Annotated in this window: 17 protein-coding genes, 1 tRNA gene and 3 pseudogenes; 15 read left to right on the top strand and 6 right to left on the bottom strand. The window is 54.0% G+C overall.

All coding sequences use genetic code 11. The features are described from left to right. Positions 1 to 8: 8 nt before the first annotated feature. On the top strand, positions 9 to 545 hold the full coding sequence (locus ACUZ79_RS10830; RefSeq protein WP_449251591.1) for a GNAT family N-acetyltransferase: 537 nt from the start codon (positions 9 to 11) through the stop codon (positions 543 to 545). 94 nt (positions 546 to 639) lie between these two features. Here the strand turns inward: ACUZ79_RS10830 and dpaL are convergent, their stop codons facing one another. The 3 genes and pseudogenes from dpaL to ACUZ79_RS10815 all read right to left on the bottom strand — a co-directional run. Then, positions 640 to 1,857 carry a diaminopropionate ammonia-lyase gene (gene dpaL / locus ACUZ79_RS10825; protein ID WP_449251590.1) on the bottom strand — a complete coding sequence of 406 codons (1,218 nt, stop codon included), beginning with the start codon at positions 1,855 to 1,857 and terminating at the stop codon, positions 640 to 642. Positions 1,858 to 2,599: 742 nt separating this feature from the next. Further along, the gene (locus tag ACUZ79_RS10820) at positions 2,600 to 3,835 is read right to left on the bottom strand and encodes an ISL3 family transposase (RefSeq protein WP_096152604.1); all 1,236 of its coding nucleotides are present in this window, start codon (positions 3,833 to 3,835) and stop codon (positions 2,600 to 2,602) included. 60 nt (positions 3,836 to 3,895) lie between these two features. After that, positions 3,896 to 4,689, bottom strand: a pseudogene (locus ACUZ79_RS10815) (IS3 family transposase); the annotation flags it as partial. A 307-nt stretch (positions 4,690 to 4,996) separates the two neighbouring features. Here ACUZ79_RS10815 and ACUZ79_RS10810 point away from each other — a divergent pair. The 9 genes and pseudogenes from ACUZ79_RS10810 (at position 4,997) to ACUZ79_RS10770 (ending at position 14,186) form a co-directional block, all read left to right on the top strand. After that, positions 4,997 to 5,698: an ERF family protein gene (locus ACUZ79_RS10810; RefSeq protein ID WP_449251589.1), complete on the top strand. Its 702-nt coding sequence runs from the start codon at positions 4,997 to 4,999 to the stop codon at positions 5,696 to 5,698. A 160-nt stretch (positions 5,699 to 5,858) separates the two neighbouring features. Further along, positions 5,859 to 6,833 carry an IS30 family transposase gene (locus ACUZ79_RS10805; RefSeq protein WP_449251588.1) on the top strand — a complete coding sequence of 325 codons (975 nt, stop codon included), beginning with the start codon at positions 5,859 to 5,861 and terminating at the stop codon, positions 6,831 to 6,833. 31 nt (positions 6,834 to 6,864) lie between these two features. After that, a protein-coding gene (locus ACUZ79_RS10800; RefSeq protein ID WP_192113970.1) for an IS3 family transposase occupies positions 6,865 to 8,027 on the top strand; the annotation gives its coding sequence in 2 pieces (ribosomal slippage) (positions 6,865 to 7,140 and positions 7,143 to 8,027; 1,161 coding nt in all). Positions 8,028 to 8,143: 116 nt separating this feature from the next. Then, complete coding sequence (locus ACUZ79_RS10795) at positions 8,144 to 9,304, top strand: hypothetical protein (protein ID WP_449251587.1); 1,161 nt, start codon at positions 8,144 to 8,146, stop codon at positions 9,302 to 9,304. A 133-nt stretch (positions 9,305 to 9,437) separates the two neighbouring features. Then, positions 9,438 to 9,659: an AbrB/MazE/SpoVT family DNA-binding domain-containing protein gene (locus ACUZ79_RS10790; RefSeq protein WP_449251586.1), complete on the top strand. Its 222-nt coding sequence runs from the start codon at positions 9,438 to 9,440 to the stop codon at positions 9,657 to 9,659. Positions 9,660 to 9,661: 2 nt separating this feature from the next. Then, positions 9,662 to 10,090 (top strand): putative toxin-antitoxin system toxin component, PIN family, encoded by a 429-nt coding sequence (locus ACUZ79_RS10785; RefSeq protein WP_209819096.1) that lies wholly within the window; start codon positions 9,662 to 9,664, stop codon positions 10,088 to 10,090. Positions 10,091 to 10,159: 69 nt separating this feature from the next. Further along, a pseudogene (locus ACUZ79_RS10780) lies at positions 10,160 to 11,152 on the top strand (AAA family ATPase); the annotation flags it as partial. A 369-nt stretch (positions 11,153 to 11,521) separates the two neighbouring features. Then, positions 11,522 to 12,559, top strand: coding sequence for a DUF3150 domain-containing protein (locus ACUZ79_RS10775; RefSeq protein WP_449251585.1), 1,038 nt, complete (start codon positions 11,522 to 11,524; stop codon positions 12,557 to 12,559). A gap of 4 nt (positions 12,560 to 12,563) precedes the next feature. Further along, complete coding sequence (locus ACUZ79_RS10770; protein ID WP_449251584.1) at positions 12,564 to 14,186, top strand: cobaltochelatase CobT-related protein; 1,623 nt, start codon at positions 12,564 to 12,566, stop codon at positions 14,184 to 14,186. A gap of 331 nt (positions 14,187 to 14,517) precedes the next feature. On the opposite strand, the gene ACUZ79_RS10765 is transcribed toward ACUZ79_RS10770, so the two are convergent. The 3 genes from ACUZ79_RS10765 to ACUZ79_RS10755 form a co-directional block, all read right to left on the bottom strand. Further along, positions 14,518 to 15,753, bottom strand: a complete 1,236-nt coding sequence (locus ACUZ79_RS10765; protein WP_096152604.1) for an ISL3 family transposase — start codon at positions 15,751 to 15,753, stop codon at positions 14,518 to 14,520. A gap of 231 nt (positions 15,754 to 15,984) precedes the next feature. Next, the gene (locus tag ACUZ79_RS10760) at positions 15,985 to 17,781 is read right to left on the bottom strand and encodes a tyrosine-type recombinase/integrase (RefSeq protein WP_449251583.1); all 1,797 of its coding nucleotides are present in this window, start codon (positions 17,779 to 17,781) and stop codon (positions 15,985 to 15,987) included. Positions 17,782 to 17,918: 137 nt separating this feature from the next. Beyond that, a tRNA-Leu gene (locus ACUZ79_RS10755) sits at positions 17,919 to 18,003 on the bottom strand. 117 nt (positions 18,004 to 18,120) lie between these two features. On the opposite strand from ACUZ79_RS10755, the pseudogene ACUZ79_RS10750 reads away from it, so the two are divergent. The 5 genes and pseudogenes from ACUZ79_RS10750 to ACUZ79_RS10730 all read left to right on the top strand — a co-directional run bounded on the left by ACUZ79_RS10750 (position 18,121) and on the right by ACUZ79_RS10730 (position 24,526). Then, positions 18,121 to 19,178, top strand: a pseudogene (locus tag ACUZ79_RS10750) (DUF1786 family protein). Positions 19,179 to 19,264: 86 nt separating this feature from the next. Further along, complete coding sequence (locus ACUZ79_RS10745; protein WP_240825551.1) at positions 19,265 to 20,563, top strand: phenylacetate--CoA ligase family protein; 1,299 nt, start codon at positions 19,265 to 19,267, stop codon at positions 20,561 to 20,563. Positions 20,564 to 20,581: 18 nt separating this feature from the next. Beyond that, positions 20,582 to 21,190 carry a DUF456 domain-containing protein gene (locus ACUZ79_RS10740; protein WP_449251582.1) on the top strand — a complete coding sequence of 203 codons (609 nt, stop codon included), beginning with the start codon at positions 20,582 to 20,584 and terminating at the stop codon, positions 21,188 to 21,190. Between the two features lie 7 nt (positions 21,191 to 21,197). Next, a complete protein-coding gene (locus ACUZ79_RS10735) occupies positions 21,198 to 21,938 on the top strand; it encodes an RNA methyltransferase (RefSeq protein ID WP_240825692.1) in 741 nt (246 codons plus the stop codon). Positions 21,939 to 22,495: 557 nt separating this feature from the next. Further along, complete coding sequence (locus ACUZ79_RS10730) at positions 22,496 to 24,526, top strand: methyl-accepting chemotaxis protein (RefSeq protein WP_449251581.1); 2,031 nt, start codon at positions 22,496 to 22,498, stop codon at positions 24,524 to 24,526. Positions 24,527 to 24,578: the final 52 nt, after the last annotated feature.

The following is a 24,578-nucleotide window of genomic DNA, read 5'->3' as shown; positions in this document are numbered from 1 at the left end:
AGGTTGCTGTGGCAAAATTTGAAACGGAACGTCTTGTCCTGAGACCTTTTGAAGCCAAGGACGCGGCAGGCCTCCTTGAAATGCTTTCGCACCCACGCGTCCACTGTTTTGCGTCTGACCGTCTGGACTCGATGGACGCGGCGGTTGCCGATGTTGCGCGGCGAAGCGCAGACCCCGTGCAACTGGCGGTTTGCCTCAAAGAGCAGGAGGAGATAATCGGGCTGATGTTTGCCGCGAATGATGAACCGGATACCTATGGCGTGGGCTGGCATCTGAACGCCAGCCATGAGGGAAAAGGATACGCAAGCGAGGCCGCAAGGGCGTTTCTTGATATTCTTTTTACCCGCAAGGGCGCACGGCGGATATATGCCTATGTGGAAGATGACAACATCCGCTCGCAAAAACTGTGCGAGCGGATGGGCATGCGCAGGGAAGGGCTTTTCAAGGAGTTCATTTCATTTGTCAGCAATGCCGATGGAACGCCCAAATACGAAAACACATGCCTTTATGCGCTGTTGAAAAAGGAATGGGAAAACAACCGCTAATGGGCGCAGGGGCTGCATATACACACCCGTTGCGGTGTGGTCTGCGCATGGATGCCGCATCTGACGGATGTGTGGTTGACGGGGGCGGCTGCTGTCAGGCGCACTCCTTATCAGCATACGCGCCCTGCCAGACAATCTTTTTGTAGATGTGCGGCACAGTGTCGCCCTCGGTGCTGATAAGCAGAACCGAGGCTTCGGCGTTCAGGCCTAGAGCTTCGCGCTGGTCTGCCGCAGCAGGGCTGCTCATGAGCCAGTGCAGCGCACCCGCGCCAGCCGCGCCAGATTCGCCGGAAACAATGGGCTGATCGCCCCTCACGGGCGCCGCCAACAAACGCATGCCATTGGCTGCCATGTAATCCGGGCAGGACATGAAGGCCGTGCTGTAATCCTTGAGGATGCTCCAGGCCAGACTGCTCGGTTCGCCGCAGGCAAGCCCGGCCATGAGGGTTTGCAGGTCGCCGCCCACGGCATGGGCCTTGCCGTTGCCCGCCAGCGCGGAGCGGTAAAAGCAATCGGCGGCGTGCGGTTCCACCACAATGAACCGTGGGGCCGCCTCGCCAAGGGCCGCCACCAGAAAACCCGCCACAGCAGCGGCAAATGATCCTACGCCCGCCTGAAGAAAACAGTGCGTCGGGCGAATGGCGGCTGCGTCCATCTGCTCCAGAATTTCTGCGGCAAGGGTCAAGTACCCCTGCATGATCCATGCGGGAATCTGTTCGTAGCCCTCCCACGCGGTGTCCTGCACCATTACATAGCCTTTTTCCTGCGCCAGATTCCAGCTCATACGCACGGTGTCGTCATAATTGAGATCCGTGATGTTGCACTGCGCGCCAAGCGCCAGAATGTTGTTCTGGCGGGTTTTGTCCGACCCTTTGGGCATGTAGATGATGCAGGGATAGCCCAGCTCGCGGGCTGTCCATGCCAGCCCCCTGCCGTGGTTGCCGTCCGTTGTGCTGATAAAGGTGATCTGCCCTGCGGCTGCTCTGGCGGCGGGGGCCTCAAGCATGCCCCGCACAAGGCCTTCGGCTGGCAGGCGCATGTGCTCGGCAAGGCAGCGGGCCACGGCGTAGGAGCCGCCTAGCACCTTGAAGGCGTTGAGGCCAAAGCGGTGTGACTCATCCTTTACGCAGACGTTTTTTAGGCCAAGGCTTGCCGCCAGCCCCGGCAGGCTCACCAATGGAGTGGGGTGGTACTGGCTGAAAGAGGCGTGATACGCGCGGACATGCCGGGCCACGGCGGGTGAAAAAGCGGTAACGTCCACGCCCTGAGCGGGCGCGGTGCGAAAGGGATTGAGCAGCAGGGATGCGGGCATGGGCGGTTTCCTTTGGGCTTGCCTTGCGGCGTCAGGGCCGGGCAATGGCAAGTATAGCGGCGGCTTGCCCATCTGGGCAAGGGGGAAACTGCCCCAGAAGGTCTGGCTTACCCTAATAAAATGGGCATACCATGCAGGCCAGCTTGCCCTTTACGCGAGAAGGTGCCGGAGTAAAAGAAAAATGAATGCTGCGGGGAATGCCCCCGTAGGGCAGTAGAAAGCGCACGAAAAAAGGGTTACATTTTTCAATGTAACCCTTTATTCTCGAGTGGCGTCCCCAAGGGGATTTGAACCCCTGTCGACGGCGTGAAAGGACAGACTCAAAAGTTGTGAATTCAATAAATTAGCAATGTTAGAGTGCATCCAGAAACATCAAAAGACATCCGCATACACCCCGAACTAACCCCCTTTTAACCCTCCACAAAAGAGCAACTTTGCTCAAGCCCGAAGGGAGTAGGTTCAAATCCTCCCCCCCCCCACACAAACCTCATCATCCTGCTTTTTCGTTCCAAAGTCTGGGCTTGCCGAAATATCCCAATAATCTGCTCTTCGGCGAATCTGCTTCGTTTCATTCGTATGCTCCTATGTCAGGAACACTAACTTTTCAGGGGCATACTTTTCGGGGGGAGGGTCAAATTGGCTTGCGGGATTTTGCTATTAGAAAAAAGGTCAGTCACGTCCCCCAGAGTTTATCCGTTCATTGTAAAACAGGTTCTTCCGGGTTTTCCGTGGGTAACCCCTGTCAGGAACTGGCCGGGTAGAGGTTTAGACCGCCACAGAAGAAGTAGATGGCTGTCTTGAAATGCTCCCGGTTCCTATAACCGCAAGCCTTCCTCTTGATGGCCATGATCTTGCTGTTGAGGCCCTCGGCCACGCCGTTGGTGATCCTGTGGCGGCAGAAGGTCAGGATGTTCTCAAGATGTCTCTGAATCAGTCCGCCCACTTTGCGCATTGGGGCAAGATCTGACCTGTTCACCCAGACCAGCCATCGCTTCACAAAACGTCTGGCCCATCCCGTGCTCAGGTACTTCCAGACGTCGTTCAGGCTTTCCTTCATGGCCCAGGCCTTGGCCACCTTGAGGTTCGCTGTCTTCAAGGCCTCCAGGGCTGGCCGGTGTTTGTCCGGCAGATTCTCCTCCCGGTATAGCCAGAGGAATTTCGTGCCCTTGAGTCGATGGTCATCCTGACTTGTGAGTTCGCGGTGCTCTTGCTTGCGTACCCGGTCCACAGCCTCGCCTACGTGTTTCATGACGTGGAACCGATCGTGAACGATTTTCCCCGCCGCGTCCGGCACATGTTTGAGCGTAGCTTTAAAATAGGGCTCCCACATGTCCATGGCCACGGCCTTGATCCGCTCCAACTGCGCCTTGGTGAACTGAAGGTAGTACCCCTCAAGGCTTTCGGCCTTACGCTCGTCGGCCACATACTCCACCGTGCTGCCGATCAGATCACAAACCACGGTCACATAGTCGTGCCCCTTGCGGAATGCCTTCTCGTCAACGCCAAGATACCGCGAGGGATTCGATTGCTTGCGCTCCCGGCCCCGGCGCACCGCCCTTTCCATGACACCCCATGCTTCGTCCCAGGTGATGCGCAGGATGCGCCGCGCTCCTGTTACGGTGGCGCACTCGGTCAGCACGTCGATGATCAATCGCTCCATCAATATGGTGAAACGTGCCTTGGACTCGGCCCAAGGCACGTTGACCTGAAGGACGCCATGCTCGGGGCAGTCCACTCGGGGAATCCGAGCATGCAGGAACGTCTTGAACTGGCACGTGTCCAGATGGCGCCAGACACGAGGCTCGGCATGGTCGCGGCAAGCCAGCTCTCGACCACAAGTAGGGCAAAACCAGCGAACACCAGGACCATGCTCCACGCGGATGTCTACCCGACCTTCCGCCGTGTCCAGTTCAACAGCCTCAACAAACCAGGGCTCGGTCAGCCCGAGAATCCGAAAATATAGGTCCGTATCCTTCATTGGTGCCCTCCGGGAAGGACATTAGCAGATCAGCTACCCACGGAAAACCCGGAAGAGCCGAAATAAATCTGCCAAAACGTGCATTACTTGCTCTGCACGAATTGTGCGGGCCACATGTAGTGCCAAGCATTCACGGCTATATTCATCAATGACTACCAGCACACGAAAAGATTTGCCATTGGCCGTGCGGCAATGCACAAAATCATAAGCCCAGACGTGATTTTTCCACTCAGGCCGGAGCCGAATGCAGGAACCATCATTCAGCCACAAGCGCTTTCTTGGGCGCTGCTTTGCTGGGACTTTTAAGCCTTCCTGTTTCCAAATCCGTTCTACGCGATTATAGCTGATACCCCACCCGTCTGTCCGCAAGAGGTCGGTCACCGCTCTGTAGCCGTACCGGCCATACTCCGAGGCATAGTTGATCACCGCCTGGCGCACGAGCACTGAAAACTCACAAACAGAGGACGTATACCGTTGAGTAGTCCGATGTTGCCCCAGAACAGCGCATACCTTGCGCTCACTGCTCCCGGTCTGCTCACGGACATACTCCGCACATTGACGACGGCGGGTGGGGCTCAGAAGTTTCCCTTTGCCGCCTCCGCAAGAATAATTTTTTCAAGGCTTAAATCAGCGACGGCTCGCCGCAGCCTAGCGTTTTCCTTTTCTAGTTCTTTCAATCGCTTGAGCTGCTCAGTACCCATGCCTCCGTATTCCTTGCGCCATCGATAATACGTCTGCTCGGTTACAGCAATTTTGCGGCAAGCCAGCGCAATGCTTTCACCTTGTCCTACAAGAACTTCAACCTCACGAAGTTTGAAAATGATTTGCTCTGGAGTGAATGCTTTGCGACCCATTTGATGCCCTCCATGGCTCCACCTTATACTAACTTTTTAGGCGGACCAGTTTTTTGGGGGCAGGTCAACCTAAAAAGTTTTTTGAAATCAAACATGCTACACCTTTATTGAATGGACTTGAGCTCTACATACACACAAACACTGAGATAAACTTAGTAGTCAGTTAGAGAAAGTTTTGTTCACGGGCACGGTCGTGTTTCTCAATTAAAATTAAGTACATATTACATCACTGAATAAGAGAGAGCAATCCCTTAAACGCATCGATCAGCAATGTACTATCAAGGATTACTTCACTTCAGGAGGTAACATGCAGAAATACCAATCAGAAAACATTACCGATTTAGCTAAGGCCCTGCTCTGCGTACAGCGAACCGTGCAACCTGCAACAAAAGACGCTGAAAATCCGTTCACCAAAAGCTGGTACGCAAGTCTCAACAGTGTCATGGACGCCTGCCGCAACGCGCTCATCGAAAACGGCATCTGGCTGTGCCAGTACCCTGTGCCTGTGGAGCAGCCCAACTCCTTAGGGCTGGTTACCAAGCTGACACATGCAGAGTCTGGCCAGTGGCAAAGCTCTCTTGCTGTGGTTCCTTTGCCCAAGGCCGACCCGCAGGGCATGGGATCGGCAATGACATACGCTCGTCGCTACGCTCTTACCGCCATGTTGGGCATGGTAACCGAAGATGACGATGGCGAAGGGGCTAAAAATGGCAAAAAATCGCCTACACGGCCCAAATTGCCCGTAATTGCCCCTGAGTCACAAAAAGAGCGACAATGCGAGTCAGCCACCGCAAACAACCTTTCAAGCCCTTCAAATCGCCCGTCAGCCAGCCTTGAAAGCCTTCCACCGCTTGAAGGTGTCACCTACCAGCAAGTTACAGCCCAGGACGGACGTCCTTGCATCATTGCCACCGGCAACACGCAGGCCAAAAAGGAATTACTGGCCGGTTCGGGCTTCCGCTGGAACCCGCAGAGAAAATTGTGGTGGAAGTATGTTGACGCCGCATAGCAAAAATAGAAGTGCCGAGTGAGAGGGCTGCCTGATGGCGGCCCTCTCGTTTTTATGGAGGGCGGATTCAACTTGCAAGTGCAACACCCTCAAAGTTGAATGAAAAGGCAAGGTGGTATAGCCCTTTAGCCTCTCCATCCAACCAAAGATTGAGGGGCGTATGGGCTATGCACACCTTGCCAGGGAAGAACGGTACTACATCTGCCAGGCAGTGAAAAGTGGAACGTCACTGAGGGCCATAGCCAAAGCGATAGGCCGTAGCGTCTCAACTGTAAGCCGCGAACTTGCGCGAAATACCGGGGCGCGTGGCTACCGCTACAGGCAGGCACACAAGCGCAGTCAGAAAAGGCAGACCAGTAAAGGGAAGAAGCGCATTGGCCTTGAGGTATGGACGTATGTTGAACAGTGTCTGCACCAGGACTTCAGTCCGGAGCAAATCTCTGGAGTTCTCAAACGCAAAGGTTTTGCCCTCAGTCATGAATGGATTTACCAGTACATTCTGGCGGACAAAAAACGAGGAGGAACGCTGCACAGCCATTTGCGCTGCCAGCGCAAACGCAAACGACGATATGGCAAACCCGACAGACGAGGTCAAATCAAGGGGCGTATCAGCATAGACATACGCCCGTCCATTGTTGCCGAGCGCTCACGCCTTGGTGATTGGGAGGCTGATACCGTTGAAGGCAGTAAAGGAGGCCCCGTTTTGGTGACACTTGCAGAGCGTAAAAGTCGTCTTTTCCTGTTTGGCAAGGCTCCCAACAAAAGCGCCAGCGAAGTAAGGCGGGTCATTGAAGGACTCTTGACACCCATTAAGGACTTTGTTCAGACTATTACCTATGATAACGGCAAGGAGTTCAGCTACCATGCCGATGTGTCAGCTACACTCGAGGCTCAGGGATTTTTTGCGCACCCCTACCATTCGTGGGAGCGTGGCTTGAACGAGAACTCCAATGGCCTTCTACGCCAATACTTCCCCAAGGGGGTAAGCTTGGCATCGGTCACGCAAGATGAGATCATAGCGGCAATGTGCCGCTTGAACTGGCGGCCTAGAAAATGCCTTGGGTTTAAGACACCCTATGAAGTTTTTTTAGAAGACGCCAAAGAAGTGGGTTCGGAAAACTGGACCGTGAGCTAAGGTGGACGTAAGAAGTCAAAGGAGGCTTTTTATGTCCAAATCGAGAAGGAAGTTCACCGCCGAATTCAAGACCCGCGTCGCCCTTGATGCCCTGTCTGGCGAGCAAAGCTTGTCCGAGCTTGCCAGCAAGCATGGCGTGCATCCAAATCAGATTTCTCAGTGGAAGCAGCAGGCCAAGGAGCAGATTGCAGCTGGCTTTGCGGGCAAGTCCCAGAAGGCTCAGCAGAATGATGAAGCCCGCATCAAGGAGCTTCATGCCAAGATTGGCCAACTTACTGTGGAGAAGGATTTTTTACAGCAAGCCTTCGCCAAAATTTGAGCTGCGAGCGAAGGCGTAAAATCGTCGACTTGGGGCATCCAGTGCTCAGTGTTCGGCGGCAGTGCGAAATCCTCAAACTGCAACGCTCAACATACTACTACCAACCGATCGGTGAGTCCGCGTACAATTTGGTGCTCATGAAGCGCATAGATGAATTGTTTCTGGAGTTGCCGTTCTTCGGTTCCCGGCAAATGCGCAACGTTCTGCGTGATGAAGGGCATCTAATTGGGCGTAATCGCGTGCGACGGCTTATGCGCAAAATGAGTCTGATGGCGGTTTACCAGAAGCCGAAGACAAGCCAACCGCATCCGCAGCACAAGACGTATCCGTACCTGCTGCGGAGCAAGGCGATCACAAGGCCAAACCAGGTGTGGTGTGCCGACATCACATACATTCCGATGCGGCGCGGTTTCTTGTACCTTGTGGCGATTATGGACTGGCACAGCCGAGCGGTGCTCGCCTGGCGCGTGTCGAATACAATGGATGCTGATTTCTGTGTGGCCGCCCTGGAAGATGCAATGAATCGCTACGGTGTACCAGAAATCTTCAATACGGATCAGGGTTCTCAGTTTACGAGCTACGAGTTTACGAAGACGCTCAGGGAGGCCGGAGCACGCATCTCAATGGATGGCCGAGGCCGCTGGATGGATAACGTGATGATCGAACGTCTCTGGCGTTCTCTGAAATATGAATGCCTGTATTTGCGAGAGATAGAGACAGGGAGCGAGCTCTGCCGGGTCCTGGCATGGTGGTTTGGCTTCTACAATAACCGGCGTCCGCATAAGACCTTTGACGGCCGAAAGCCGATGGAGATATATCAGCAGTACAAACCAGAGGGAGTGCCACCTCTGATTAGCCCTAGATGGGCGGCATAACCAATAAAACTGTCCACCTTAGTTTTGCCGTTGACTGGTCCAAAGAAGTGAACCCACTTCTCAATACCCAAGGACTGGGTGTTGCACTTTGAACTTGAAACCGCGGAGACTAAACCATGGAACAGGACCGAACGGAAGGACTGAGGGCGCTAATCAGACAGGGCCTGCAAGCTGTCGCCCACAAAGACACACTTGCCCATCTGGGCGACCGCTCCAGCTATGTGGGAATGAGCGACATTGGCCAGCACTGGGAATGCCCACGGGCGGCCTTGGCCAGAAAGGTGCTGCCCACCACAAACAGCCTGGAGCGTCTGCTTACGCTGCAGCGCGGGCACTGGTTCGAATCCGGGGTTGGGCAAGCTCTGGCATCGCGGGGCCTGCATGTATTTCCCCAGCTTGAGATCAACTGGCAGCATCAGGGCGTGCCCATCAAAGCCCATCTTGATTTTGTGCTGGTCTGGGGCGCGCCCGTTAACGCCATTCGCATTCTGGAAGTAAAAAGCACCGACAAGCTTCCCAGCACCCCGCACGATTCCCATCTGCTGCAACTGCACGGACAGATCGGCCTGCTAACAAAAGCATGGAACAAGCCCGTCTTCAGCCTCCGTGCTGAGGACGGTACGCTTCTGCATGAGAAGATGACCTTCCCTCAACTTTGCCGTGTCCAACTTGGCCTTAACTTGCCCGCAACGGCTGCCGAGGCAAGCGTGGAGGCATGGTTGCTCTGCCTTTCTATGAAGGAGGTAAAGGCGTTCGGCCCTTATGGTTTCAATCAGGCCATGTTGGATACGGCCCTTGACCATGCGGTCCAACTCTGGGGCGACCTCACGGCCCACCGTGCCGGGAATTTGTCCCTTTCACAGGTAACCTGCGCCCAAGGTTTTTACCCAATCTGTTCCTACTGCGAATATAATGGCGATTGCCCCAAATTCCCACAGGGAGTGCAGATGCCGCAATGGGAACCGGCACTTGAAAAGCTGGCGGCCCTCAAGGAACAGCGCACGGCTTTGGATAACGAAATCAAAGAAATGGAGACGGTGCTTAAGCTGGTTCACCGGCAGTCTGGCACACGAGATTGGGTAGACACGGGAAACTACCGATTCCGCATGTCAGTGGCAGCAGGGCGCAGCACGCTTAATCGCGAAGCCCTACATGAAGAACTGACTGCCATCTTCCGCTTTGAAGGCTTGGGTAACATTGACGTAGATGCCTTGCTTGCCCGCTGCGAGCGCGTTGGCTCTCCTTTCGAAAAATTAAGTATTTCACCTATAAACTGAATCTGGAGAAACAAACTCACAGAGCGCGATAACGCAAGGAGGATAAGCTGAGAACCACGTAGCTTGACAAATAATTTGCAAGACGTATCCTTTAATCACGGATTCTTTACTCTAGCGAAAAAAGGAGGCCGCGATGCTTGCCAAACTTACCTCTAAGAATCAGCTTACGCTTCCAAAGGCCATTGTGCAGCAGATTGACCAGCCCGAATATTTCGATGTGTCGCTGGAAGATGGTCGCATAGTCCTCACGCCCATGCAGGTACGGTCAGTTGACGCCGTACGCAACAAACTAGCGGCTCTTGGCATCAGTGAGCAGGATGTAACGGATGCTGTCCAGTGGGGGCGTAGAGCATAGCTATGGCCCCTCGTGTAGTTTTAGACACAAACTGCCTTGTTTCCGCGCTTATTTTCTCAAAGGGAAGAATAGCTGAGCTCCGTCAAATATGGCAGACTGAAGGAATCATCCCTGTAGTTTGTCGTGAAACCGTCACTGAATTGATCAGGGTGTTAAGTTACCCAAAGTTCAAGCTGGAACCCCAAGAAATTGAGAGTTTGCTCGCTGAATTTCTGCCCTGGGCTGAGACTTTCCCACTTGAAATTCCTCTTGAAGAAGTTTCAGAACTTCGTGACAGGGATGATGCAGTCTTCATTCATTTAGCAAAAGCAGCCAATGCCGCTTTTCTAGTGTCTGGGGATAAACACTTATTAGAACTGCGGCATATATTTCCAGAACTGCAAATAACAACCCCCGCAGAGCTTTTAAGGCATATTTCAAAACATAACTAACAGTCATTATAATAAATTTACAGGAAGGCGTACCCATGAGGGTGCGCCTTTCTGTTTTTGGAGGCAATAATGAAAGGCACGAATATTTCTGAACTTGACTCTCTTCAGCCCACCGACCTTAATGCCGGTCAAGTTTTCAGCGGCAAGCCCTCTGGCACCACGGTCAGGGGCTATGCCGTTCCTTCGGCCTACACCCCGGCAATTGATCACGACTATATCTTCCATGAGTCGAGCCGCGACATGGTGGTCTGGTTCGTAAATCTTCAAGGGGCACAGGGGGCACATGAACCGCTCTATGTCTTCGGCCCCACAGGTTGTGGCAAAACAAGTTGCATCAAACAACTGGCAGCCAGGCTCAACTATCCGATCTTTGAGGTCACCGGCCATGGGCGGCTGGAGTTCGCCGATCTGGTGGGGCATCTGACGGTCAAAGACGGCAATATGACCTTTGAATATGGCCCTCTTGCCCTTGCCATGCGGTATGGGGCAGTTCTGCTGCTTAATGAGATCGACTTAACCTCACCAGAAATAGCCGCTGGCCTGAACAGCGTTTTGGACGGCTCCCCCCTGTGCATTGCAGAAAATGGGGGTGAAATTATCCAGCCGCACCCCATGTTCCGTTTCGTGGCCACGGCCAATACCAATGGCGCTGGCGATGACACGGGCCTGTACCAAGGCACACAACGCCAGAATCTCGCCTGGCTCGACCGCTTCACCATCTGCGAAGTGGGCTACCCTGATGCAACTGTGGAGAAAAAGCTGCTGTCCCAGCGCTTCTCTTCGCTGCCCGAAACGCTCTGTGCCACTATGGTGGACTATGCCAATGAAGTCCGCAAACTGTTCATGGGTGAGGCATCAACCGGCAACCTCACCAACACCATAGAAGTCACCTTCTCCACGCGCAGCCTGCTGCGCTGGGGGGATCTGACCGTGCGCTTCCAGCCTCTGGCCCACCAGGGCATACAGCCTGTCACCTATGCCCTCGACCGTGCCCTGGCCTACCGCGCCAGCCGCGAAACTCGTGCCATGCTGCACGAATTGGCACAGCGCATGTTCCCGCAACAGGTGGAAGCTGAAACCCTCAAAACCGAAACGACTGAAGCAGAAACCCTGCAAGGTGAGCAAGCCCTGCGCTTCATGCGCAGCAATTTGAGGAACACTCCCACGATAGCAAAGCCCCGTGTCCATCTGGAGGTAGTTCATACCCTTCCTGGCAAAAAACAGAGCGGTAAGTTCTGGATCGGCGAGGCTCGGCCTGAAGGCCTCATGCTTCATTGGGGCAAGCCGGACACTGCCGGGCAACAACACGTTATCTCCGCTGAAAATTGTGCGGGCAACAATTCCGTACTGGAGCTTGAAGCCCGTGCCGCCAAAAAGCTCACGGAAGGCTACGTCCTTAACACTACAAAAAGTTCATTCTAGGAGACTTTTATGACACCGATTGTTTCTGACATTCGCATTCTGGACAATTTGCTGGCCCTTAACCTCAATGTCAGTCTGTGGTCAGCCCGACGCAAGATGAGCCAGGATGACCTGGGGGGAGCGGAACTGCCACCCGAAGATCTGGCGTCCCTTGGTTCCAAACGCATTGCCGACCCGGAGAACCTCAAGGTGTTTGGCACACTCAAGGCCCGTGCCTTCAACTATCTGGACAGACACGGAGTGCGCTTCATGTCCGGCTGGGCCATTCCTGAAGAAAAAGCCGGTGAAATCGTGCAGGAGCTTTGCAACATCCGCAACGACTTCCAGAAAGAAAAGGAATCCTTTCTGGCTGGCTATGATCAAAATGTGCAGAGCTGGATAGAGAAGCATCATCAGTGGGGTGAAATTATACGTAATTCCATCGTGGGGCCGGACTATGTCCGCGCCCGAATGGATTTTCGCTGGCAGTTGTACAAGGTGTCTCCGTTGGAACAGCATGCGGACAACACAGCCGTGCTGGAAGCCGGGCTGGCGGAAGAGGTGCAGGGCCTCGGCGGCACACTGTTTGATGAGGTGGCCAAGTCGGCTGACGATATCTGGCGCAGGGTTTATCACGGCAAGACGGAGGTAACCCACAAGGCGCTCTCACCGCTGCGTACCCTGCATGCCAAGCTCACGGGCTTGTCTTTCGTAGAGCCACATGTGGCTCCTGTAGCAGATGTCGTGCAGGCTGCACTGCTGCGCATGCCCAAGAAGGGCAACATCATCGGCACAGACTTGCTCTTGCTCCAGGGGCTGGTCTGCCTGCTCAAGGACAGTGATGCCCTAGTGGCGCACGCGCAGAAGGTCATTGAAGGCTATGGTCCGGCCTTTGTGCTGGACGCCTTGCTGGCTGGTCCAGCGTGCGTATCCGAGCCGGATGATCCTGCTGGACGGGTGGACAGCACCGTGGATGGAGAACTGGACGATGAACCCATCCTGCCTGAGATTCCCGTGGTTGACAGCCCGTTGCCTCATCCTGCCATCCCCAGCCTGGGCCTGTGGTGACGCCATGGTACGCACAAAAGACGTTCTCAACTGTCTGCCCCTGCTGGCGTCCATCCTTGGCGATCGCTATGGGGTGCAGGTACGTATCGGCGGCAAGGAAGCCTGCACCAACGGTAGGGTTATCCACTTGCCATCGTTGCCCATGGATTGCGAGCCGGAATTGCTGGCACTCGCCAAGGGGTTTACAGACCATGAGGCTGCCCATATACGGCACACAGATTTTAGTGTGCTAAAAACTGCAAACCTTGATCCTGTGACCTTCAACCTGTTTAACTGTCTTGAGGACTGGCGTGTTGAAAAGAAGCTGTCGGGTATTTTCCCCGGCTGCCGGAGAAACTTGAACTGGCTGATACGACGATTCTTTGTAGAGCAAGCACAGCCAAGGGCCGGGGACGATTCCCCGGCCCTTGCTGTTTTGGACTATGTGCTGTTGACAGTGAGAGCTTGGGATGTGGATGAGGTGACCCCGGCACGCCAAAACGCAGCGAATATCATGGAGCAGCATTTTCCCGGCTTGAAAGCGGCAATGGATGCCATTTTGGTCAGGGTCTACATCCATTGTCCAGATACAAAGGCAGCAGTCGAATACGCTCGACAAATTGCCATATGCGTCAGGCAGTGGGAACCACATCAGCCAGCTGCAACCAGCGAAGGCACGAATAATAATGGTCAGGGAGCCACTCCAAGGGCGACAGGGGAGGCCAACGATTCTGCCACACAAATTGACCAGCAATCTGAACCGGTCCAACTGTCGAGTGCTTTACCGCTCAAGGCCTTGTTTCATGCAGAGGCGCAGGATCTCCCCAAGCAACTCGGCGAAATCATGTCGATTGAGCTTGCCAATAGCAGCGCAGAATCCGCTGGTGACGCACTGACCGTGGCCGTGGAAGGCACCCGACATGCAGCCCCCTTGCCAGCAGAGCAGAAGCTGCAAGCCCTTCAGGCCAGCGTTGCCCTGCGCACTCGCCTTCAGGGACTTCTGCAGGCGCAAACCCAGAGGCGTTGCAGCATCGGGCGCAGAGGAACACTGCATGCCAATTCGCTACACCGTCTGCGGGTTGGCAATGATCGGGTTTTCCAAAAAGAATCTGAGCAGCAAGGGCTAAACACCGCTGTCCACGTCCTGCTGGACGTAAGCGGCAGCATGGCTGGTGCACCGATTAATCTTGCCAATCGGGCCTGCTATGCAGTGGCAACTGCCCTGGGTCGTATCCGTGGCGTGAATCCTGCAGTTACGGCTTTCCCCGCTACTGCGGTCACAAACTCTGTATTCCCCATCATGCGGCATGGGCAATCGGTGCCTGATTTGTTCGACATTCGGGCTTCTGGCGGAACCCCCTTGGCTGGGGCCTTGTGGTGGATTTTGCAAACCATGTTGCCCCTCAAAGAGCAACGCAAGATGATCTTGGTGATCACGGATGGCATGCCGGACAACCCGTTTGCAGCAAACAATGCCATAGGGGTGGCCCAAAAACTTGGTTTTGAAGTTTATGGCCTTGGCATTCGGGATGAACACATCACGCACCTGCTGCCACACACAAGCCGGGTGGTCAACGATCTGCCCGATCTAGTGCCTGCCATGTTCACGATGCTGCAGGTAGCCTTGCTTAAAGGCGGTGCTGTATGATGGCTCCTCTCGATTTCAGCCCTTGGTACCGAACGGGAATATTTCGTTTCTTCTTACTTAACAAAAAGCGGCGCATCCAGCGCTGCTAAATGAAGGGAGGGTAAATGAATTACCTGAACTGGATACCTGTTGTTATTGCGGTGCTTCAGGCCATCAAAGATAACTGGGACGATTAGCTTGTACTCGGCTAACAAGAAGGAGCATGGACATGAGCTGTAAATGGGCATTTATAGGCGGCATACTGGCAGGGATCGCAGGAGTATTCACAGCGGCTGCGGTTTCGGTGGAATTGGAAAATCGGTTCTTCCGGGTTTTCCGTGGGTAACCCCTGTCAGGAACTGGCCGGGTAGAGGTTTAGACCGCCACAGAAGAAGTAGATGGCTGTCTTGAAATGCTCCCGGTTCCTATAACCGCAAGCCTTCCTCTTGATGGCCATGATCTTGCTGTTGAGGCCCTCGGCCACGCCGTTGGTGATCCTGTGGCGGCAGAAGGTCAGGATGTTCTCAAGATGTCTCTGAATCAGTCCGCCCACTTTGCGCATTGGGGCAAGATCTGACCTGTTCACCCAGACCAGCCATCGCTTCACAAAACGTCTGGCCCATCCCGTGCTCAGGTACTTCCAGACGTCGTTCAGGCTTTCCTTCATGGCCCAGGCCTTGGCCACCTTGAGGTTCGCTGTCTTCAAGGCCTCCAGGGCTGGCCGGTGTTTGTCCGGCAGATTCTCCTCCCGGTATAGCCAGAGGAATTTCGTGCCCTTGAGTCGATGGTCATCCTGACTTGTGAGTTCGCGGTGCTCTTGCTTGCGTACCCGGTCCACAGCCTCGCCTACGTGTTTCATGACGTGGAACCGATCGTGAACGATTTTCCCCGCCGCGTCCGGCACATGTTTGAGCGTAGCTTTAAAATAGGGCTCCCACATGTCCATGGCCACGGCCTTGATCCGCTCCAACTGCGCCTTGGTGAACTGAAGGTAGTACCCCTCAAGGCTTTCGGCCTTACGCTCGTCGGCCACATACTCCACCGTGCTGCCGATCAGATCACAAACCACGGTCACATAGTCGTGCCCCTTGCGGAATGCCTTCTCGTCAACGCCAAGATACCGCGAGGGATTCGATTGCTTGCGCTCCCGGCCCCGGCGCACCGCCCTTTCCATGACACCCCATGCTTCGTCCCAGGTGATGCGCAGGATGCGCCGCGCTCCTGTTACGGTGGCGCACTCGGTCAGCACGTCGATGATCAATCGCTCCATCAATATGGTGAAACGTGCCTTGGACTCGGCCCAAGGCACGTTGACCTGAAGGACGCCATGCTCGGGGCAGTCCACTCGGGGAATCCGAGCATGCAGGAACGTCTTGAACTGGCACGTGTCCAGATGGCGCCAGACACGAGGCTCGGCATGGTCGCGGCAAGCCAGCTCTCGACCACAAGTAGGGCAAAACCAGCGAACACCAGGACCATGCTCCACGCGGATGTCTACCCGACCTTCCGCCGTGTCCAGTTCAACAGCCTCAACAAACCAGGGCTCGGTCAGCCCGAGAATCCGAAAATATAGGTCCGTATCCTTCATTGGTGCCCTCCGGGAAGGACATTAGCAGATCAGCTACCCACGGAAAACCCGGAAGAGCCGGAAAATCGAAAAGACAGCAGATGCAATGCGGAAGAGGAACTGAAAAGGCTGGCCTTGCCTGAAAGCGAAGGCAGGTAAACAAGTTGATCACTGGGCAAGGATTCAGGCTATTCCTGCTTTCTTGCCCAGTGATGCCATTTCCTGAATGAAGCGAAGAGAATATCGATTCTTTCATTTCGATTTCTCGAAAGAAATTTTTGAGATAAGTTCCTCGTAAATTTGTTTTATTGAAAACTTATCTCCATATTGCCTGCCGGCCAAATTTTGTATTTCATGCCCAAATACCTGTCGAAACATGTCAGTATGCATGTTTCTGACTTTGAAAAAATTTGAAAAAGAGTGTCTGAGTGAATGAAAACTTTTTCCATCAACAATATTTTTTTCTTTCAGAAGTAAACCAAATGCTTTCCCTACTTGCTTTCCATATTTAGGTGATTTTTCAGTTTTATTTAATAATGGAAATAGTCTGATCTGATTGCTTTTTATCATTGCATTCCTGTATGATATCAATCCTAATTTTATCAGCTGCTCATGTATTGGTATCTTTCGTTTTGCATTTTTCGTTTTTAAGATTTTATCGCATAAACCGTCAGTGCTGTCTTCTCGAATATCAATCAAAAATATGCCATCTTCTTCATAGATATCCTCGCAGTGAAGCTGACATATTTCTTCAAGCCGCATCCCAGTATAGAGGGCAATCAAAGGAACCCAATAATAGGCTGGATTCTTGAAAGCACTAGGTTTATAGCCAGCGCAAAAGAATATCCGTTTTATATCATCATCAGTGAGTGGGAGTCTCTTTTCTATGTCCTGCTGTGTATCTTTAAGTCCAAGTCCTTGCGCAGGATTACGCTCAATCAAATTCTCACGCATAGCCCAAGTAAACATTCCTGAAACAGCTTCAACAATTACATTGATGCTTTTTATACTCAATGGAGTTTTATTTTTGTATTTTTCAATGAACTCTTTTATGGAAAGCCCAGATTTATCTAATTGTTCTCGCCATCGCGGAGGAAGTTTTTGAAGTGTATCTCTAAAACTACGCATATCCTGTCTGGTAATAGAATTTATTGGTTTGTTCCCAATGATTCTTAAGAGACTTGTAACTCTGTTTTTATGATCTGCAAGAGAACGTTCGGCCCATGCGCCGTCTTTAACTTTTATAACGCAATAGCGATCTATGAGTTCATCAAGATTTAGATACTTTTCTTCTGCTGGGCTTAGAGATTGTTGATATGGAGTATATTCTGCTTGGTGGTAGGGTTGTTCATAAGAAAAATCTCCTCGTAGTCTTGCTGCCCTAATTTTTTGAAGGCTGATTTGCATGGCCAGATAACTTCTGGTGAGTCCATCTACATTGTCGCGGGAAATTTCTGAGATATCAAATACACCGTTCTTAACAAGGTCAAAGACACAACGTTGAACATCGTTATCGAAATTATTTCCAGTGTTGAGATTGTTAAGGTGCATTGATGCTATGTTATCGTTGATATGTGCAATATCAACATTTTCAATGTTACCTTCGTCATCTTCAGTCTGGATTATATCCGGTGGAGTAGGCGATACAGCCTCATCATCAATCTGATACTTTAAATATCCGTTCAATCGTTTACGAATATCAGAAGGGCTCAATTCTCGTTTGTCTGGAGCATCAAGGATTTTATTCAGCTCATCCTGAAGGAATTTACGAAGTTCCTTAATTCGCTTCATGTTTTCAGCAAAATCAGTATGTCCGCTCATCGTCCAGTGCTCCAAGGATTCTTTGGTCAAGGCGTGTAGCTGCGCAGCTATGCGTGATGCCTGAAATTGATAGGCCGTACGCAGGCTGATCCGGATTTCTTTCGCGGGACAGCCTGGCGTGTGCTGCTTGGGAAGCTTATAGCGATAGTAAAATATCCTTCCTTTTAGGTAAAGGAAGGCAGGAAGCTTGGCAGGGGAGAGGTGATTATTGGGGGCATACTTGCACATAGTCGGAACTCCTGTGACCCAGTGAGTGCCCCAAAAGGGCATCTGCAAAGGGGAATGGGGTCACCAACTACGGAAAGCTTATCAAGCGATAGAAAAAGAAAAAGGAATTGAGCTTGTTAGCTCAATTCCTAAATTCGTGGTGCCGAGGGCGGGACTCGAACCCGCACGAGAATCCTCACTACCCCCTCAAGATAGCGTGTCTACCAGTTCCACCACCTCGGCGCGAGAAGATGTACTACGGCAAACTGAAACCCTTGGCAAGCTTTTTTTTCAAAAATTTATCAAGACTTGCGCTTGAAGGTTGATACAGGTAGATTTTTTCGTTCATGAGAGGTGAGTATGGACGAGATTGTTCAAAAGTTTTTGCGCGGCACAGGGCCTGTGCTGTGCGTGGATATAGGCAGCGGCACGCAGGATGCCCTTTTGGCCCGCCCCGGCCTTGAATGCGAGAACTGGCCGCGCTTTGTTTTGCCCGCGCCCGCGCGGCTCGTTGCCCAGCGCATCCGCGAGTTGACCCTGCTCAAACGCAATATATGGCTTTACGGCGCCAATATGGGCGGCGGCTTTACCCAAGCCATCAAGGAACACCTTGCAGCGGGGCTTTCCGTCAGTGCAACTGCCTCGGCCACGCGCGGCATTCATGATAATGAAGAAGTAGTGCGCAAAATCGGCGTAGAGGTGCGTTCCAATTGCCCTGATGGCAGCGTGCCGGTTTTTCTCACCGATTATTCGCCGGAATTCTGGGGCGGGCTGCTGCGCCATGCCGGGCTGCCCTTGCCGCATCTGGTGCTGACGGCTGCGCAGGATCACGGCTTTCATACCCAGGCAACCGTCAGGCGCGCATGCGCGCATGGACGGAACTGCTGGGCGCATCTTCCGATCCCAGGCGCTGGATATACGAAACGCCGCCGCCATCGTTGACGCGTCTTGTGCCCCTGCACGATAAAACAGGCGGCCCGGTTGCCGACACCGGGGCCAGTGCGCTGCTTGGCGCATTGTGCGACAAGGAAGTGATGGACCGCAGTTATCGGCAGGGCATCACGGTCATCAACGTGGGCAACGGGCATACCGTGGCTGCTCTGGTATATAAGGGACAGGTGCGCGGAATTTACGAGCATCACACTGGCATGCGAACTCTGGAGCAGTTGCTGGGCGATCTTGAACAGTTCCGCAAGCACTGGCTGCCCACAGAAGAGGTGCAGGCCTCAGGCGGGCACGGCACGGCTTTTGGCCCGTATTGTGAAGAAGCCGGCGGTTACGAGCCAACCTACATCACCGGGCCAAAGCGCGCATTGCTGCAAGGGCAGGGGCGTTTTCTTGCCCCGCACGGCGATATGATGATCGCCGGATGTTTCGGCCTTATTTGGGGATGGGCGCACACCCGGGCCGGAGAGTAGCTTTTTTGTTCCCGTCACGGCGGGTGAACACGCATTACAAGCTGACGCGCCTCGGGGGCGTTGCGGCATGAAGCTGAGGAGGCGGCATGGAATTCTTTGATGAGGCGGAGTGTTGGAGCAGGGATCAGATTGAACAGACTCAGCTTTCGCGGCTGAGAAGCACGGTGGCCCAGACGCGCAAGTGCGACTTTTATCGTCAGCGCCTGGACGAAGCGGGTGTTGGGCCAGATTCCATCCGCAGTCTGGATGATCTGCGGCGCATCCCCTTTACCACTAAGCAGGATCTGCGCTCCCAGTACCCCACGGGGCTTTTGTGCGTGCCGCAGTCCGAGATAGTGCGCATGCACTGCTCCAGCGGCACCACCGGTTCGCCCGTGGCCATTTGCCACACGCAGAACGACATCAACTCCTGGGCCGACCTCATGGCGCGCAGCATCCACATGGTTGGCGTGCGCCGGGACGACGTTTTTCAGAACATGTCCGGCTACGGGCTGTTCACGGGCGGCCTTGGCATCCATTTTGGCGCGGAGCGCCTGGGCTGCATGACCATCCCCGCCGGGGCTGGCAACTCGCGCCGCCAGATCAAACTTGCCAAGGATTTCCGTACCACGGTTGCTCACATTCTGCCTTCATACGCTCTTATTCTGGGCGAGCACCTGCGCAACATGGGCGAAGATCCGCGCCAGTTCCCCTTGCGCATCGCCCTTGTGGGTGCGGAGCCGTATACCGAGGAATTCCGCCGCCGCATAGAAGACCTTTTTGACATGAAGGCCTACAACTCCTACGGATTGTCTGAAATGAACGGCCCTGGCGTGGGCTTTGAATGTCTGCATCAGGCGGGCATGCACCTGTGGGAAGACGCCTATATTCCAGAAATCGTCGATCCCGAAACTGGCGAGCCCATGCCCGAGGGCGAAGTGGGCGAACTTGTCATGACCTGCCTCTGCCGCCAGGGCATGCCCATCCTGCGTTACCGCACCCGCGACCTTACGCGCTTTTTGCCGGGCGAATGCGCCTGTGGCCGCAAGCACCGCCGCATAGACCGCATTCTTGGTCGTGCGGACGACATGTTCATCATCAAGGGCGTCAATATCTACCCCATGCAGATTGAGCAGGTCATCATGACCTTTGCGGAAGTGGGCCAGAGCTACCTGATCCTGCTTGAGAACGACGGTCTTGGCGATGTGATGCGCGTACAGATCGAAATCCGCGACGAGCATTTTGTGGAAGACATGCGCGTGCTGCAAAACCTGCAAAAGGCCATTGCCGCGCGCCTGCGTGATGAAATCCTCATCACGCCCAGGGTTGAGCTTGTGGAAAGCAACAGCCTGCCCCGTACCGAGGGCAAGGCCGTACGCTTGCAGGACATGCGCAACAAAAACTAACAGCGACCGGAGGGCCGCATGGATTTTCTGCCTTTTCCCCTGGCTTCATTGCTGGCCGGGGCATTCATAACGCTGCTGTGCTTTGTGCTGCTGCTCAACATTTTTGGGCTGCCCGCCAACTGGGTGCTGCTGGGGCTTGTGGCGTTGTGGAAGGTGGTGCATCCCGGCGCGACCTCCATGGATATCTGGTTCTGGATCATGATGGTGGGCTTAGCTCTTGTGGGCGAAGCCCTGGAAATGGGCATGCAGATACTCAAGGCCAAACGCTATGGCTCCAGTTCTTCCGGCACATTCGCGGGGATGATTGGGGCCATAGCGGGGGCCATTCTGCTTGCGCCGCTCTTTTTTGGGCTTGGGGCGCTTATCGGCGCGCTGGCTGGGGCGTGGACAGGCTGTTTTGTTGTGGAGCACCTCAAGGGGCGCCCTCTGCGCGAGGCTCTGGACGCGGCTTTTGGCGCCATGATGGGCCGATTCCTCGGCACCGTGTGCAAGTGCGGCGCAGGCGGGGCCATGCTGGCTCTGGCTGCCGGGCGTATCTGGCCCAAGCTGCCGCCCCAGATGCCCCCGGCTTTTTCTCCCGAAGCTCCCACGCAGGTCTTGCTGACGCTGCTGCGGGGCCTGTGCTGAGGTTATGATGCTGCTGCAAGGTCTTGAAGTTGTATTGGTCAAAACGCGCTTTCCTGAAAATATTGGCATGGCTGCCCGCGCCTGCGTCAACATGGGTTGCCCCACATTGCGCCTTGTTGACCCGGAGCGGTGGGACAGGGAAAAGGCGCGTCCTCTGGCTACGCCCAAGGGGCAGGATATCCTGGATGCCGTGGAAGTGCATGAAGACGTGGCACAGGCTGTAGCCCAAAGCGCACTGGTGTTTGGCACCACCGCGCGCGTGGGCGGCTGGCGTCAGGCTTTGCTTTCGCCGGAGCAGGCCGCGCGCGAGGCCGCAGCCGTGCTCGCCAAGGGCGAGAAGGTTTCCTTTGTTTTTGGCCCGGAAGACCGTGGCCTTAACAACGATGAGATCATGCATTGCCACCGCTTGGTAACTATCCCCACGGATCCGGCTGCCAGTTCGCTCAACCTTGCCCAGGCCGTGCTGCTGCTCAGTTACACCTGCGCCAATGCCGTGCGTGCCCTGCAACACGGCGAAAGGCAGATAGAAATACCGCGCGGCGGCAAGGTGGCAACTGCGGCAGAGCAGGAGCGCTTGGTGGAATCGCTTAAGGATGTGTTACTGCGTCTTGATTATCTGCACGGTGACAACCGTGATTATTTTTTGATGCCCTGGCGCAGGCTTATTAGTCGGGCAGGACTATTACGGCACGAATATGATGCCCTCATGGGACTGTGCCGTCAGGTGCGTAATAAACTGCCAGATTAATTTTTTTTATGCAGGCTTTTAATAAGCCCGTTCTTGCTCTCCATGCATGGTTCAATGCTGTGAGGACGCAGGAACGGGCTTTTTCTATTGGGTGCAATGCTGACTTGCAACTTTTTTTCTTTTTTCTTCGACACAGGGCAGCGCCCGCTAATGGCTCAAAAAGTCTGACTAGTTGAAAAAAAATTCACAATCACTAGGGCGAGGGATTAGCTATAACACTCCAGATTTAAACGTGATTTTTTTTCTACGCAACAAGCAAACAAGTTGAACCCATTGACCATACTCAAGTATCTGATACTATAAACGTATATTTTGTGTTATCTGTTTTGTGTAGAGGAAATCGTTTTTTCGTAATTAACTTGACCTGTGGCCTATTAATTTTTTTAACCATGCCGTTAAGGAGAGTGAAGATCACTTAGTCTTAAATGAAGCTGGCCGTAAGCCCAGTGCAGAGTTTTTGCACTCCGAGGTGAGCGCTGGCGGCTGGTCATGCACCGGCCACATGGCGTTATGATACGGTAAATTTTGTGGTGGACGTTTCTGGCAAGGAGAATGGCATGCGTTGGACTATTGCGCACACATATGTCGGATCGCTATTCGGCGCGCTGATTACATGCTGTGGCGTTGTGCTTTTTGTCTCAATCTACTTCATGAAAGTTCCGATCGAAGACGAACTGAACAAGGGCATCGTAAGGATGCAGCAGGTCATCAGTTCTGCCAATGAAACCACAGCTCAAAAGTTTTTACAAAGTGCCGATCTTATTGCAGAAGATGATGATTTTGCCCGGGCTGTCGCTGAAAAAAATACTGATGCGGCGGTCAAGCTTGGTTCAGTCCTGATGAAAAAGGCCGGGTCGGACTTTATGACCATCACCGATGAAAAGGGGATAGTCATAGGCCGTGGGCACTCCAAAAAGCACGGCGACAGCGTTACCAATCAGGAAACCGTGGTTATTGCCCTCACGGGCAAGCCCGCCGTGGCCGTGGTGGCTGGCACAGAGGTGCCGTTCACCATCCGGGCCAGCTTTCCTGTAATGCACGATGGCAAGCTTGTGGGCAGCGTGTCCATTGGCACCTCGCTTGTTACGCCTGCCTATCTTGACTGGCTCAAAAAGCTTTCTGGCGTCAACGTCACCATTTTCAAGGGTGATACTCGCGTCATGACAACCATCATGCTGCAAGATGGAAAACGCGCCATTGGCACCAAACTGCAATCGCCTGAAATTCTCAAGGCCGTGCTTGAGCGTGGCGAAACGGTGTTCTCTCATAATAATATTCTTGGTATCGACTATAATTCTGCCTACTGGCCGGTCAAAGATGCCAATGAAAAAATTGTGGGTATGTGGTTTGTGGGCATGCCCATTGATGAATTGCAGCGCCTGGAACGCGTGGCCATAAGCAATTCCATATGGATTGGCGTGGGCCTGCTGGTCTTTCAGCTGATTCTTTCGTTTGTTCTCGGCCTCAAGATCAGTGCCCCCATTCGCAAAATAACCGCCTATGCGCAGGCTGTGGCCGATGGCAACAACGAAGCGCAGCTTGACGTATACAGCCGTGACGACATGGGCCAACTGGCTGATTCCTTGCGCACGATGGAAGATAATCTGCGTAAGCTGGTGCACGATGCCAGAGAAAAGGCCGAAGAAGCCCACAAGATGGGCGAAGAAGCCAAGGTCGCTATGGAAGAGGCCCGCGTGGCCCAGGCGCAGGCGGAACAGGCCAAGCGAGAGGGCATGATCAGCGCTGCTGCCCAGATAGAAGAGGTAGTGGGGCAGCTGAACGCCTCCATCAATGATATCTCCGAGCAGGTGGAAAGCACCAGTGGTGCTCTTGACCATGCTGCAAGCCGATTGGCGGAAACCGCAACCGCCATGGAAGAAATGAATTCCACGGTGCTTGAAGTCGCCAAAAATGCCGGCGGGGCGTCTGATATCTCCAACGCCGCCAAGCGCAAGGCCGAGGTTGGTTCCGATATCGTGTCCAGAGCCGTGGTGGGTATTCAGGAAGTGCAGCGGCAGTCGCAGGCCCTCAGGGACGGCATGACCCAGCTGGACGACCACGCCAAGGCCATCAGCCAGATCATGGGCGTCATTTCAGATATCGCGGATCAAACCAATCTGCTGGCCCTGAATGCGGCCATTGAAGCCGCCCGTGCGGGCGAGGCTGGGCGTGGATTTGCCGTGGTGGCTGACGAAGTGCGCAAACTGGCGGAAAAGACCATGTCCTCCACCACCGATGTGGGCAACGCCATTGCTGCCATTCAGCAAAGCGCCGGGCAGAGTATTCAGCAAGTGGAAAAGGCCGTTGGCAACATTTCTGAAGCCACGGAGTATTCCAACAAGTCTGGAGAAGCCCTGAAAGAAATCGTTGGCATGGTGGATCAGACAGCCGATGAAGTGCGGGCCATTGCCGCCGCAAGCGAGCAGCAGTCTGCCACCAGCGAAGAGATCAACAGGTCTGTTGCTGATGTTAACCACATTGCGGCCAGCACATCGCAATCCATGCAGGTCGCCATGAAGGAACTGGAATCCCTGCGAGCCCTGGCCCGCAGCCTTATGGATCTTATAGATCATATGAAGAAGGGCTAAGGCCCAGCGGCTTGCTCCCATGACGAATAAAGGCTCTGTTCCTCCGGGAACA

The sequence above is a fragment of the Desulfovibrio faecalis genome, assembly GCF_053570625.1.
Note: the sequence above shows the minus strand (reverse complement) of the source record. Positions and strands in the feature narration are given on the sequence as shown.